At 62.8% G+C, this 12,957-nt stretch carries 12 protein-coding genes; 7 read left to right on the top strand and 5 right to left on the bottom strand.

What is annotated here, in order from left to right:
* Nucleotides 1–8: 8 nt before the first annotated feature.
* Nucleotides 9–893 carry a ChaN family lipoprotein gene (locus TQ98_RS22775; RefSeq protein WP_044874106.1) on the top strand — a complete coding sequence of 295 codons (885 nt, stop codon included), beginning with the start codon at nt 9–11 and terminating at the stop codon, nt 891–893.
* Between the two features lie 275 nt (nt 894–1,168).
* On the opposite strand, the gene TQ98_RS22770 is transcribed toward TQ98_RS22775, so the two are convergent.
* From TQ98_RS22770 to TQ98_RS22760, 3 genes are all read right to left on the bottom strand, one after another.
* Nucleotides 1,169–1,969 (bottom strand): cyclic nucleotide-binding domain-containing protein, encoded by an 801-nt coding sequence (locus tag TQ98_RS22770; RefSeq protein ID WP_044874107.1) that lies wholly within the window; start codon nt 1,967–1,969, stop codon nt 1,169–1,171.
* A 106-nt stretch (nt 1,970–2,075) separates the two neighbouring features.
* Nucleotides 2,076–2,348 (bottom strand): TfoX/Sxy family protein, encoded by a 273-nt coding sequence (locus TQ98_RS22765; protein ID WP_044874108.1) that lies wholly within the window; start codon nt 2,346–2,348, stop codon nt 2,076–2,078.
* A gap of 288 nt (nt 2,349–2,636) precedes the next feature.
* Nucleotides 2,637–4,196, bottom strand: a complete 1,560-nt coding sequence (locus TQ98_RS22760) for an AAA family ATPase (protein WP_044874109.1) — start codon at nt 4,194–4,196, stop codon at nt 2,637–2,639.
* Nucleotides 4,197–4,311: 115 nt separating this feature from the next.
* Here TQ98_RS22760 and mrcB point away from each other — a divergent pair, with 115 nt between their 5' ends.
* The 3 genes from mrcB to TQ98_RS22745 are packed head-to-tail and all read left to right on the top strand — an operon-like array spanning nt 4,312 to nt 7,734.
* On the top strand, nt 4,312–6,630 hold the full coding sequence (mrcB, locus tag TQ98_RS22755; RefSeq protein ID WP_044874110.1) for a penicillin-binding protein 1B: 2,319 nt from the start codon (nt 4,312–4,314) through the stop codon (nt 6,628–6,630).
* A 16-nt stretch (nt 6,631–6,646) separates the two neighbouring features.
* A complete protein-coding gene (locus tag TQ98_RS22750; protein ID WP_044874111.1) occupies nt 6,647–7,405 on the top strand; it encodes a tetratricopeptide repeat protein in 759 nt (252 codons plus the stop codon).
* Nucleotides 7,405–7,734, top strand: a complete 330-nt coding sequence (locus tag TQ98_RS22745) for a YqcC family protein (RefSeq protein ID WP_044874112.1) — start codon at nt 7,405–7,407, stop codon at nt 7,732–7,734. The genes TQ98_RS22750 and TQ98_RS22745 overlap by 1 nt, the downstream gene beginning before the upstream one ends.
* Nucleotides 7,735–7,743: 9 nt before the next feature.
* Here the strand turns inward: TQ98_RS22745 and TQ98_RS22740 are convergent, their stop codons facing one another.
* Nucleotides 7,744–8,202 (bottom strand): DUF4124 domain-containing protein, encoded by a 459-nt coding sequence (locus TQ98_RS22740; protein WP_103103055.1) that lies wholly within the window; start codon nt 8,200–8,202, stop codon nt 7,744–7,746.
* A 409-nt stretch (nt 8,203–8,611) separates the two neighbouring features.
* On the opposite strand from TQ98_RS22740, the gene TQ98_RS22735 reads away from it, so the two are divergent.
* The gene (locus TQ98_RS22735; protein WP_044874113.1) at nt 8,612–10,336 is read left to right on the top strand and encodes an acetolactate synthase 3 large subunit; all 1,725 of its coding nucleotides are present in this window, start codon (nt 8,612–8,614) and stop codon (nt 10,334–10,336) included.
* 2 nt (nt 10,337–10,338) lie between these two features.
* Nucleotides 10,339–10,830 carry an acetolactate synthase small subunit gene (gene ilvN / locus TQ98_RS22730; protein WP_044874114.1) on the top strand — a complete coding sequence of 164 codons (492 nt, stop codon included), beginning with the start codon at nt 10,339–10,341 and terminating at the stop codon, nt 10,828–10,830.
* Between the two features lie 52 nt (nt 10,831–10,882).
* On the opposite strand, the gene ilvY is transcribed toward ilvN, so the two are convergent.
* Entirely contained in the window at nt 10,883–11,764 is an 882-nt protein-coding gene (gene ilvY, locus TQ98_RS22725) for an HTH-type transcriptional activator IlvY (RefSeq protein WP_044874115.1), read from the bottom strand.
* On the opposite strand from ilvY, the gene ilvC reads away from it, so the two are divergent.
* Complete coding sequence (gene ilvC / locus TQ98_RS22720) at nt 11,687–12,907, top strand: ketol-acid reductoisomerase (protein WP_277949296.1); 1,221 nt, start codon at nt 11,687–11,689, stop codon at nt 12,905–12,907. The genes ilvY and ilvC overlap by 78 nt on opposite strands.
* Nucleotides 12,908–12,957 lie beyond the last annotated feature (50 nt).

The following is a 12,957-nucleotide window of genomic DNA, read 5'->3' as shown; positions in this document are numbered from 1 at the left end:
GATTTTCCATGCGCGTTCTATTGCTTTGCCTTCTTGGCCTGCTGACCGCCTGCCAGAGCCTGCCGCCGCTGCCTGAATGGCAGAGCCCCGAAGGCCGTGATCGCCCTGAGCTCGGTGTGATTCGCGACCTGCGTAGCGGCGAGCAGCTCACGCCGGAACAACTGGTGGAGCGGCTTGCCGCCGAGCCGCGCGTGCTGGTCGGCGAACAGCATGACAACCCGGATCATCACGCCCTCCAGCTTTGGTTGTTGGAGGCCCTGGAGGCGCGGCGGGAACAGGGCAGCCTGCTGCTGGAAATGCTCGATCCTGTGCAGCAGCCACGGGTGGATGTCGCACGTAAGGGGCCGCTACCGCCCGATCTGCCGGAAGCGCTGGCCTGGCAGAAGAACTGGGACTGGGCGCTTTACGGTCCCATCGTGCGGCACGCCCTGGAGCAGCCTTATCCGCTGCTGGCGGCCAACCTCGATCGCAGTGAAATCAAGGCGATCTACCTGGAGCGTCCGACGCTGCAGGGCAAGCTGTCCACGGTCGAAAGTGTCCGGGCGCCGCTGCTGGAGCAGATCCGGGAGTCCCACTGCGGCCTGCTGCCGGAGTCCCAGATGCCGGCGATGCTGGCGGTGCAGCAGCAGCGTGACCGGCGTATGGCTGAGCGTCTGTCGGCAGCGCCCGGCCCGGCACTGCTCTTTGCCGGCGCCTTCCATGTGCGCCGCGACCTGGGCGTGCCCCTGCATCTGGCCGATCTGGGGCAGACCGATGGCAATGCCGTGCTGATTCTCTCGGAGGCGGGTAAGCCGGTGAACGCGGGCGCCGCTGACTATGTCTGGTACACCGCCGCACTGCCGGCCATCGATCACTGCGCAGGAATGCGCAATCAGGCTCCGGCCGCACGCTGACGCGCCGGCCTTGAACGGGGGCGGAACCTGCTGAATCGCGGGCAAAAAAAGACCCGGCAAAGTGCCGGGTCGAAAACCGTGATTAGCCTGATGAGGAGATAATCTGAAGAGTCCGACTGCTTGGTCTCCCAGCTTACCGACCGATCTCGCGATCAGTTGCGTCAATAATAACAATTCTCATTATCGAGTCAAGTACGTTTCCGGGATTTCTTTTTCGGTGTTTTCCCAGGCCTGAAAACAAGAACCCCGGTGTGGCGCCGGGGTTCTTGTGTCGATCAGGCCCTCTCAGGGGATAGCCGCAACTGGGTGACTTCCTTGTTCAGCAGGTCGATGCGGCGCGCCATGCTCTCGATCAGGCTGTGGGCGATGCGCGGGTTGCTCTGCATCAGGCTGAGGAACTGTTCCTTGGGGATCACCATCACAGTGCAGGCTTCGCTGGCGACCACGGTGGCGCTGCGCCTTTCCCGGGTGAACACGGCCATGGCGCCGAAGATCTCGTCCTTCTGCACGTCACCCACCTTCTGCCCATCGACGAAGGCTTCGGCATGGCCTTCGATGATGATGAAGACGTGGTCGGCTTCGTCGCCCTGGTGGATCAGTTCATCCCCGGCGGAGAAGTGCTGGAAGCCGGTGGCGGGACGTACATCCGGTTGCTTCAGGCGGGCCACGGCGTCCGAGAGCAGGGCGGTGTGGCCCACCAGGTACTGGATGAACAGTTCCTGGCGCTTCTCGTTGCCGTAGATGTGCTTGAACACCTCGCCGCGATTGAAAGGCAGCAGGCTGATGGGTTCGTCGCTGCTGTAGCGGCAGGCCGGCAAGTCGATGCCCTGGCGCAGGCCTACGAGGTCACCTTCCTGCAGATAGAAAAGCGGGCGCTCGTCGACGGTGGCGTGGAGCAGCCCGTTTTCGATCAGGAAAATCTGGTTGCCCGGCAGCAGCGGGGACAGGTCGTCCACCTGTTCCAGGCGCACGGCAGGGCCAGCCGGCTCCAGGCCTTCGAGCAACTGTCCGGGGATGCTCTGCAGTCTGTTGATCAGCTGGTCGGCGTAGGCCGGTTGCTCCCCGAGTAGGTACATGGCAGTAATTCCTTGAACTGTCTGGAATGGCAGTGACGTACGAAGGTCCCTGAAACAATAGGGACCTCTGCCTTGCCGGTAAATCACTCTTGTCGGAGGTTGTGAGCTAGCTCTTGTTGTTGGCGATAGGAGTGTCCAGTTGGTGGTTCAGTTCTGCCTTGTGGCCGGGGGGCAGATCGTTCCAGTGAACGTCCAGCAGAGCACCTTCTATGGCGTAGAGCAGTACTTTCGAGGCCCTGAATCCCCGCGCCCGGACGGCCTTGTAGGCGCCTACCGCGCCAAGCCTGCGCAGGTCGGATGCGCTGTGGATGCCGACGGCATGCAGCCATTGCGCTGAAGTCTTGCCCAGGTTCTTCATGTGTTGCAGTTCGTCGTTCATCGAGCCTCCGTGCAATGGGTAGAGCGCGAAAGGGACAGGGCTGTGGATAAGTGTAGCGGCCATCCACGAGGGCGTGGCTTAGTGCTATCGCCCATCCTCGCGCGTTCCATGCGCGGAAAACGATCACTGCTCGTGCGATAGGGCCGGCTCTGAAGGGCTTCTTCCGGGTAAGGGGCGCCTCTGGCCCTTGGGGCTTTTGGCGACTGCGGAAGGTGCTTCGGGCTTCGGCTGTGGCGGGAGTATAGAAGCCGCGACGGAGCTTGCCGTCGCGGCGGGGGATGGACGGATTCAGGCGCCCGGCAGGTGGGCGCGAATCTGCTCGACCAGGCTGTCGAGGCTGGCTTCCTGGTCGGTGTCGATGCGCTTGCTCTGGGCCTGTTCGCCCGCGTCGAGTGCTTCGCGGCTGGCCAGTTGGGCGCGCACCACCTCGAGCGTGGCGTCGGACGGGTCACCGCCTTCCGCCTGGCGCTGGGCGAGCCAGGCCTCGATCACCGCTTCCGGTGCATGGCAGTCGAGGATCAGGAATGGCGTTGCGGTCTCCTCCGCCACCTTGCGGGCAGCCTGGCGCTGAACCTGCTTGAGGAAGGTGGCGTCGATGACCACCGGGAAGCCGGCGCGCAAGACAGCACTCGCCAGTTGGCTCAGGTGCTGGTAGGTGGCGGCGCTGGCGTCCTGGCTGTAGATACCGCTCTGCAGGCCCTCGGCGTCGGCCTGTTGCTCGCCGAACAGGCGCTTGCGCTCCACGTCCGAGCGCAGGCGGATGGCACCGAAGGCTTCCACCAGACGCAGTGCCACGTGGCTCTTGCCCGAGGCTGATACACCGTGGGTAATCGCAAGGAACGGGGAGGGGATGGCGCTATAGCTCTCGGCCAGCCCGGCATAGTTGCGGTACTGGCGGATGGTGGCGGCCTTTTGTACGGCGTCGGTCTGGTGGGCCAGGCTGAACAGGGCAATCTTCGCCCGTACCATGGCGCGGTAGGCCTTGTAGAAGTTGAGGAGCTCCAGGCCTTCGTAATCGCCGGTCTGTTCCAGGTACTGGTTGACCAGGCGGCGCGAGAGGGACTTGAGGCCGCGGTCTTCCAGGTCCATGGCGATGAAGGCGATATCGGCATAGACGTCGGTGAAGCGGAAGGGCTCGTTGAATTCGATGCAGTCGAAGAGCACGACCTGGCCATCGATCAGGGTGGCGTTGCCCAGGTGGATGTCGCCGTGGCATTCGCGGATGAAGCCTTCCTGCTTGCGTCGTGCCAGCAGCGGCTTGAGGCGCTCGAAACTGCTCTCGGCCCAGGCTTCCAGTGCGTCCAGTTGCGGCAGGTCGGCCTTGTCGTCGAGCATCGGGCGAATCTGCTCGAAGTTCTGCCGCACGGGCATCATTACCGCGTCCGGGGTGCCCAGCGGGTGGTCCATCGCCACCCTGGGGGCGGCCAGGTGGAAGCTGGCGATCTGTCCCGCCAGGGCGTCCACATGGGCGGGCGTCAGTTCACCGCGGGCCTGCAGGGCGCTGAGCAGGTTTTCCTGGGGGAACTGGCGCATTTTCAGCACGTATTCGATGGCCGGACCTTCGCCGCCGATCTGCGGGGCCTCGGGGCTGCCGGTGATGGGCAGGACTTCCAGGTAGAGGTCGCGGGTCAGACGCTGGTTAAGGCGCAGTTCTTCGCCGCAGAAGTGGCGGCGGGAGTCGAGGCTCGTGAAATCGAGGAAGCCGAAGTTCACCGGCTTCTTGATCTTGTAGACGTAGCTGCCGGTCAGCAGCACCCAGGAGATGTGCGTCTCGATCACCTGGAACCCGTCCACGGGGTGGGAATAGAGGGCCGGATTCTGCAGGGCTGCTATCAGGGACTGGCTCACGGGCGTTCCTTGTTCACTCGCTGTCGAAGCCGCGCATTATCGCCTCTGCGAGCAGGCCTGCAAACCGTCAGGGCGTGCATGTTGGCTGTGGATAAAGTGCGTATAATGCGCCGCCATGACACGTCCCCGATCCCCCAAATCCCGCTCTAAACACCGCTCCAGCGGCCTTCGCCCATGGTTGGGCTGGGCCTTCAAACTGGGCCTGGTTGGCCTGGTGGTACTGGCCGGTTTCGCTATCTATCTCGATGCCGTGGTGCAGGAGAAATTCTCCGGCAAGCGCTGGACGGTTCCTGCCAAGGTCTATGCCCGGCCCTTGGAGCTGTTCGTCGGCTTGAAGCTGTCCAAGGATGACTTCCTCAAGGAACTGGATGCCTTGGGCTATCGACGCGAGAGTGTGTCCAACGGCCCCGGCGCTGCCTCGGTTGCGGGTAGCACCGTCGATCTGAACACGCGTGGCTTCCAGTTCTATGAAGGCGCCGAGCCGGCCCAGCGGGTCCGCGTGCGCTTCTCCGGTGACTACGTCGCCGGCCTGACTCAGGCCAATGGCTCCAACCTCGCGGTGGCCCGCCTTGAGCCGCTGCTGATCGGCGGCCTCTATCCCGCCCACCACGAAGATCGGGTCCTGATCAAGCTGGACCAGGTGCCGGCCTACATGGTCGAAACCCTGGTGGCGACCGAGGACCGGGAGTTCTTCAATCACTACGGCGTTTCGCCCAAGTCGATTGTCCGCGCTTTCTGGGTCAACGCTACCGCCGGCGAGCTGCGCCAGGGCGGCAGTACGCTGACGCAGCAGTTGGTGAAGAACTTCTTCCTGACGAACGAGCGAAGCATTTCCCGCAAGGCCACCGAGGCCATGATGGCGGTGCTGCTGGAGCTGCACTACGACAAGCGCGAGATTCTCGAGGCCTATCTCAACGAGGTGTTCCTCGGTCAGGACGGCCAGCGCGCCATCCACGGCTTCGGCCTCGCCAGTCAGTACTACTTCAGCCAGCCGTTGGCGGAGCTGAAGCTGCACCAGATCGCGATGTTGGTGGGGATGGTCAAGGGCCCGTCCTACTACAACCCGCGCCGTTATCCCGAGCGTGCGCTGGAGCGCCGCAATCTGGTGCTCGATCTGCTCGCCGAGCAAGGCGTGGTTACCCCCGAAGAGGCCGCCGCGGCCAAGCAGAAGCCGCTGGGCGTGAGTACGCGCGGCAGCCTGGCCGACAGCTCCTACCCGGCATTCCTCGACCTGGTGAAACGCCAGCTGCGTGAGGACTACCGCGAGGAGGACCTGACCGAGGAAGGCCTGCGCATCTTCACCAGTTTCGACCCCATCCTGCAGTCCAAGGCGGAGACTTCGCTGAACGAAACCCTGAAACGCCTGGAAGGGCGCAAGGGCGTGGATCAGGTGGAATCGGCCATGGTGGTGAGCAATCCGGAAACCGGCGAGATCCAGGCGCTGATCGGCAGTCGTCAGCCGCGCTTCGCGGGTTTCAACCGCGCTGTCGACGCTGTGCGCCCCATCGGTTCGCTGATCAAGCCGGCGGTCTATCTCACTGCGTTGGAGCGTCCCAGCCAGTACACGCTGACGAGCTGGGTGGCTGATGAGCCGTTCTCCGTGAAGGGGCAGGACGGCCAGGTCTGGCGTCCGCAGAACTACGATCACCGCGCCCACGGCACCATTTACCTGTACCAGGGGCTGGCCAATTCCTACAACCTGTCGACTGCCAAGCTCGGGTTGGAACTGGGCGTCCCCAATGTGCTCAAAACCCTTGAGAGGCTGGGGGTTTCCCGCGAGTGGCCGGCTTATCCCTCGATGCTCCTCGGCGCCGGCGCGCTGAGCCCGATGGAAGTGGCGACCATGTACCAGACCCTGGCCAACGGTGGCTTCAACACTCCGTTGCGGGCGATTCGCAGCGTGCTGACCTCGGAGGGTGAACCGCTCAAGCGTTACCCCTTCCAGATCCAGCAGCGCTTCGATCCGGGCGCGATCTACCTGGTGCAGAACGCCATGCAGCGAGTGATGCGCGAAGGTACCGCGCGTTCGGTGTACAGCCAGCTGCCGTCGTCCCTGACCTTGGCGGGCAAGACCGGCACCACCAACGATTCGCGGGACAGCTGGTTTGCCGGCTTCAGCCAGGACCTGCTGGCCGTGGTCTGGCTGGGGCGCGATGATAACGGCAAGACGCCGTTGACCGGCGCTACCGGTGCCCTGCAGGTGTGGACCAGCTTCATGCGCAAGGCTGACCCGCTGCCACTGGACATGCCGATGCCGGACAACGTGGTACAGGCGTGGATTGACCCGCACAGTGGCCAGGGAACCGACCCGAGCTGCCCGGGTGCTGTGCAGATGCCCTACATTCGTGGCAGCGAACCCGTCCCAGGCGCGCCTTGTGGCCTGGGCGCCCCCGTGGACTCGGTGATGGACTGGGTTCGCGGCTGGATGCAATGAACCGAGAGGATGAAACGTGAGTAAAGCCTGGATTCCCGCCCTTGCGGCAGTCACCCTGCTGGCGGGTTGCGCCTCCCCGCAGCGTGGTGCCATTCCTGTGGTTGACTCCGGCGCGGCGCTGTCCGAACTGGAGCAGGGAGCCCCCAATCGCGGTGGCTACAATCAAGCGCCTGCAGCGCCTCGCAGCACTCCTGAGGATTCCGGCGTGGTCGTGATGGTGCCCGGCGCCAGCACCGGTTCCGCAGTGGCAGCACCGGCTCCCAGCGCGCCCATCAGTGGCAGCATCACCAGCGGCGCCATTACGCCCGGTCCGATTACGACCGGCCCTGCGGCCGCGCCCAGCGCACCGACCTATGGCGCTCCCAGCTATGGTTCGCCGAGTTACAGCGCACCGGCTCCGAGCGCGCCGAGCGGTATTCCCAGCAGCGGCGGTCTGGCTGCCGACGAGCAGCTCGATGGCCCGGTGCTAGCGCTGCTGACCACCGCTCAGCAGCAGCAGGGCGGTGGCGACCTCAACGGTGCCGCTGCCAGCCTGGAACGCGCCCAGCGCATCGCGCCGCGCGAGCCCCAGGTGCTCTATCAGCTGGCTGAAGTACGCCTGGCCCAGGGCGACGCCGCCCAGGCTGAGCAGTTCGCCCGTCGTGCGTTGACCTACGCCAACGGCCGGCCGGCCCTGCAAGCCAGCCTGTGGGATCTGATCGCCCGCTCCCGCGAGCGTCAGGGCGACCCGTCTGGTGCTGCCCTGGCCCGTGACCGCGCCAAGGTCAATCTCTGATGGATCCGCGCTGCGTCGCCGTGGCTGACCAACTCCTGCTCATTGAGCGGGAGTTGCGCGGTCTTGGATGGTGGGCAGAAGTCGCGCCCAGTGCGGATGCCCTGGCCAGCACCGCACCCTTTTGCGTGGATACCCTGGCCTTCGAGCAATGGTTGCAGTGGATTTTCCTGCCGCGCATGAAGGTCATTCTCGAGAATGACCTGGAGTTGCCTCGCGCGTCGGGAATCCGCGCCATGGCGGAGGAGGTCTACCGGGAGCGGCTCGCCGAGGTGGGGCGGTTGCTAGATACCCTGGGCGCCTTCGATCGGCTTATAGGTGGTGCGAACTGAGGCCTGGCCTCAGTTGCAGTTGTCCCTGATCGCCTTTTCGGCTTCCTTGATACGAGATTGCCGCTCGTTTTCATCCAGGCGCCGCACTTCGCCGTTCACTTCTGCCCGCAGGCGCGGGTTGTTCTGTAGCTGAGCCAGGTTGGTGCGAACGTTTTCGCAGTACTTGCGGCGTTCCGCTTCCTGGCTGGCGACTTCCGCCTTCACTTTCTCGTCGATGGCCTTCTGGTCACCCACTGGCTGCTTCTCGGGTGCCGGCTTCTGCGGCGCGGCCTGCTCGCTGTCCAGGCGCGGAAGGCTGGGGCGCGGCTTGGGCACCGAGGTATTCACGCTGGTGGCTTCCTGGCCTTCGGGCGGCTGCGCGCCGAAATGGGTGACGCCCTGGGCATCTACCCACTTGTAGACCTGGCCGGCCACGGCGGAGCTGCTCAGTACCAGCAGCAGGCTGCCGGCGAGAATCATGCGATGCATGGGGTTTCCTTCTGATGACGGAGAATCCTCCGGTAACTATAACCAAAAGCCGTCAACCGTGATCCTGCGTCGCGTCACAGCAATCCAAGCAAGATTCCGCAACGGATTACTTGACTTGTACGGTGCTTATCCGAAGAATCCAGGGTTCGCTGTTCCAGTGGGCCGGCCGCAAGTCGGAAGCTGTAGCAGTCGATGAGGTGCACACCCGCGCCGACCTGTAACACCCGCAACGCGTTACCTCGCGCTGGGTGGGAAAGCCCCGCAACAACTCTCAGGGGCCGACCCAATGCCTGTTCAGTCAGTAGCTGACGTAGTCGGCGACCACCAGTCGCTCACGCGCTGATTGCAGGCAAACCTATTCAGGCTGTCCGGTCGCGGGCGGTTATCTGGCGTTCTAGAGGTGAAAAACGTGGAGCTTTTATCTGGCGCTGAAATGGTCGTCCGCTCGCTGCGTGACGAAGGCGTTAAGTACATTTACGGGTACCCGGGTGGTGCCCTCCTGCATATCTACGATGCCCTGTTCAAAGAAAACGAAGTGACCCATATCCTGGTCCGTCACGAACAGGCTGCTACCCACATGGCTGACGGTTACGCCCGTGCCACCGGCAAACCCGGTGTAGTACTGGTGACGTCCGGCCCCGGCGCGACCAACGCCATCACCGGCATCGCCACTGCCTACATGGACTCCATCCCGATGGTGATCCTGTCCGGCCAGGTGCCGAGCGCCATGGTCGGCACCGATGCCTTCCAGGAGACCGACATGGTCGGTATCTCCCGCCCGATCGTGAAGCACAGCTTCATCATCAAGCATCCCTCGGAAATCCCCGAGGTGATCAAGAAGGCGTTCTACATTGCCCAGTCCGGCCGTCCCGGCCCGGTTGTGGTCGACATCCCGAAGGACATGGGCGATCCGACCCAGAAGTTCGAGTACAGTTACCCGAAGAAGGTCAAGCTGCGCTCGTACAGCCCTGCCGTTCGTGGCCACTCCGGCCAGATCCGCAAGGCCGCCGAAATGCTGCTGGCCGCCAAGCGCCCGATCCTCTACTCCGGTGGTGGTGTGATCATGGGCAATGCGTCCGAGCAGCTCACCGAGCTGGCAAAAATGCTCAACCTGCCGGTCACCAACACTCTGATGGGCCTCGGCGCCTTCCCGGGCACCGACCGCCAGTTCGTCGGCATGCTGGGTATGCACGGCAGCTACACCGCCAACCTGGCGATGCACCATTCCGATGTGATCCTGGCCGTCGGTGCGCGCTTCGATGACCGCGTCATCAACGGCGCTGCCAAGTTCTGCCCGAACGCCAAGATCATCCATGTCGACATCGACCCGGCTTCGATCTCCAAGACCATCAAGGCCGACATCCCGATCGTTGGCCCGGTGGACAGCGTGCTGTCCGAGATGGTCGCCATCCTCAAGGAAATCGGCGAGACCCCGAACAAGGAAACCGTCGCGGCCTGGTGGAAGCAGATCGATGAGTGGCGTGCCGGTGGCGACCTGTTCCCCTACGACAAGGGCGACGGCAGCATCATCAAGCCACAGAGCGTGATCGAAACCCTCTGGGAAGTGACCAAGGGCGATGCCTACGTCACCTCCGACGTGGGCCAGCACCAGATGTTTGCGGCGCAGTATTACCGCTTCAACAAGCCCAATCGCTGGATCAACTCCGGCGGCCTGGGCACCATGGGCTTCGGTTTCCCCGCAGCCATGGGCATCAAGCTGAACTTCCCGGAAGTCGACGTCGCCTGCGTGACCGGCGAGGGCAGTATCCAGATGAACATCCAGGAACTGTCGACCTGCCTGCAGTACGACTTGCCGGTGAAGATCGTCAACCTGAACAACGGTGCGCTGGGCATGGTTCGCCAGTGGCAGGACATGCAGTACAACAGCCGTTATTCGCACTCCTACATGGAATCGCTGCCTGACTTCGTCAAGCTGGCCGAGGCCTATGGCCACGTCGGCATTCGCGTGACCGATCCGAAGGATCTGAAAGCGAAGATGGAAGAAGCGTTCTCCCTGAAGAACCGCCTGGTGTTCCTCGACATCCAGGTCGACTCCAGCGAGCACGTGTACCCGATGCAGATTCGGGATGGCGCCATGCGCGACATGTGGCTGAGCAAGACGGAGCGGACCTGAACATGCGACACATCATTTCCCTGCTGCTGGAAAACGAGCCGGGCGCACTGTCCCGCGTCGTCGGTCTCTTCTCTCAGCGCAACTACAACATCGAAAGCCTGACCGTGGCACCGACTGAAGACCCGACCCTGTCGCGTCTGACGTTGACCACTATCGGCCACGATGAAGTGATCGAGCAGATCACCAAGAACCTCAACAAGCTGATCGAAGTGGTCAAGTTGGTGAACCTGTCGGAGAGCGCTCATATCGAGCGCGAACTGATGCTGGTCAAGGTCAAGGCCACTGGCGCTCAGCGCGCCGAAGTCAAGCGCACCACCGACATCTTCCGCGGCCAGATCGTCGACGTGACGTCCAGCGTCTACACGATCCAGCTGGCGGGTACCAGCGATAAGCTGGACAGCTTCATCCAGGCCATCGGCACCAGCTCGATCCTGGAAACTGTACGCAGTGGCGTCACCGGGATTTCCCGTGGCGACAAAGTACTGACCGTCTGATCGCAGACATGAAAAAACCCCGCCTGGTGCGGGGTTTTTTATTTCCCGAATTTTACTGGCGGCGATTCCAGAAGGCTGCGATCAGCGGGGCTTTGAGGCGTTTTTCCAGGGCGAACAGGCCGATGTCGTAGGCGGCCAATGGCGGCTGGATATCGTAGATGCGGATGCGTGCGGTCAGTGGGCTGTTGTCGAGCACGATCTGCGGAACCACGCCGATACCGAACCCCAGGCTCACCATGCTGACGATGGCCTCGTTGCCGCTCACCTGGGCATAGATGCGCGGCTTGATGCCGTGGCTTTTCAGCCAGCGGTCGGTCCGGGTCCGGGCCAGGCCTTCTTCCGAGAGAATCATCGGCACGTCCTTCCAGCTCTGCGCCGTGGGCTGCCTCCGCTGTTCTTCTGTCAGCAGTTGAGGTGACTGTGGGCCGATGAAGCGCAGCTCCGAGCGGGTAATCGACTGGAATTCGACGCCGGCTGGCAGGTTGTCGGGTCGGGCACCAATGGCAAGATCCTCCAGCCCTTGTTGCACCCGCTCGACGGCCCTTGCGGGGTCGCCGGTGTGCAGCTTCATTTCGATGCGGGGGTAGTCCAGGCGGAAGCTGCTCAGGATGTCATAGAGGAAGCTGTAGCTCGCCGTCACCGAGCAATACAGGGAGAGTTCGCCGTGCAGGTCCAATTGGTCCTGCATGAGTCGTTGGCGGATAGCATGCCAGCCGCTCATGGCCTCGCTCGCATATTCGCGGAACTGCTGCCCCTCGCGGGTCAACTGAACCGAGCGACTGTCGCGCACGAACAGTGGTGCGCCGAGTTCGTCCTCGAGTTGCTTGATGCTGCGACTGAGCGCGGAGGGGCTGACATGCTGCTCGCGGCTGGTTTTGCCGAAGTGCAGGTTGTCTGCCAGGGAAAGAAAGAGCTTGAGGGAGTGGCTGTCCATGAGCATTTCTCATATCGGCACATTGCGTTGCGAATATATCATTTTACGCAATGGAGCAGATCGCTTAATGTGCCCTTGTCGCGGTGCGCGCACCCCCATCCCTTTCGTTACAAAAGAGTCAGGAACATGAAAGTTTATTACGACAAAGACTGTGACCTCTCGATCATCCAGGGCAAGAAAGTAGCCATCATCGGTTACGGCTCCCAGGGTCATGCCCATGCCTGCAACCTGAAAGACTCTGGCGTTGACGTTACCGTCGGCCTGCGTCCGGGTTCCGCCACCGTTGCCAAGGCTCAAGCCCATGGCCTGACCGTCAAGAGCGTGCCGGAAGCCGTTGCCGCTGCTGACCTGGTCATGATCCTGACTCCGGACGAGTTCCAGTCCAAGCTGTACAAGGAAGAAGTCGAGCCGAACCTGAAGAAGGGCGCCACCCTGGCCTTCGCTCACGGCTTCGCCATCCACTACAACCAGGTTGTACCGCGTGCCGACCTCGATGTGATCATGATCGCGCCGAAGGCCCCGGGCCACACCGTGCGCTCCGAGTTCGTCAAGGGCGGCGGCATCCCTGACCTGGTAGCCGTTTACCAGGACGCTTCCGGCAACGCCAAGAACGTTGCCCTGTCCTACGCCTGCGGCGTGGGCGGCGGCCGTACCGGCATCATCGAAACCACCTTCAAGGATGAGACCGAAACCGACCTGTTCGGTGAGCAGGCCGTTCTCTGCGGTGGTTGCGTAGAGCTGGTGAAAGCCGGTTTCGAAACCCTGGTCGAAGCTGGCTACGCGCCGGAAATGGCCTACTTCGAGTGCCTGCACGAGCTGAAGCTGATCGTCGACCTGATGTACGAAGGCGGCATCGCCAACATGAACTACTCGATCTCCAACAACGCCGAGTACGGTGAGTACGTAACCGGTCCGGAGGTCATCAACGCCGAATCCCGTCAGGCCATGCGCAACGCTCTGAAGCGCATCCAGGACGGCGAATACGCCAAGATGTTCATCCAGGAAGGCGCTTCGAACTACGCTTCGATGACTGCCTACCGTCGCAACAACGCCGCCCACCCGATCGAGCAGGTCGGTGAGCGTCTGCGTGCGATGATGCCGTGGATCTCTGCCAACAAGATCGTCGACAAGACCAAGAACTAAGGTCTTCTCCTGATCACAAAGAACGCGGCCTCGGCCGCGTTCTTTCGTTA

The sequence above is a fragment of the Pseudomonas sp. LFM046 genome, assembly GCF_000949385.2.
GTDB lineage: Bacteria > Pseudomonadota > Gammaproteobacteria > Pseudomonadales > Pseudomonadaceae > Metapseudomonas.
This window is presented reverse-complemented; position numbering and strand designations above follow the sequence as displayed.

Bases quoted from the DNA above. Each gene is read 5' to 3' on its own strand.
- TQ98_RS22745 (WP_044874112.1), top strand. From the start codon at position 7,405: ATGGATCCGCGCTGCGTCGCCGTGGCTGACCAACTCCTGCTCATTGAG.
- ilvC (WP_277949296.1), top strand. From the start codon at position 11,687: ATGCTGCTCGCGGCTGGTTTTGCCGAAGTGCAGGTTGTCTGCCAGGGA.
- TQ98_RS22775 (WP_044874106.1), top strand. From the start codon at position 9: ATGCGCGTTCTATTGCTTTGCCTTCTTGGCCTGCTGACCGCCTGCCAG.
- TQ98_RS22740 (WP_103103055.1), bottom strand. From the start codon at position 8,202: ATGCATCGCATGATTCTCGCCGGCAGCCTGCTGCTGGTACTGAGCAGC.
- ilvY (WP_044874115.1), bottom strand. From the start codon at position 11,764: ATGGACAGCCACTCCCTCAAGCTCTTTCTTTCCCTGGCAGACAACCTG.
- ilvN (WP_044874114.1), top strand. From the start codon at position 10,339: ATGCGACACATCATTTCCCTGCTGCTGGAAAACGAGCCGGGCGCACTG.
- TQ98_RS22770 (WP_044874107.1), bottom strand. From the start codon at position 1,969: ATGTACCTACTCGGGGAGCAACCGGCCTACGCCGACCAGCTGATCAAC.
- mrcB (WP_044874110.1), top strand. From the start codon at position 4,312: ATGACACGTCCCCGATCCCCCAAATCCCGCTCTAAACACCGCTCCAGC.
- TQ98_RS22765 (WP_044874108.1), bottom strand. From the start codon at position 2,348: ATGAACGACGAACTGCAACACATGAAGAACCTGGGCAAGACTTCAGCG.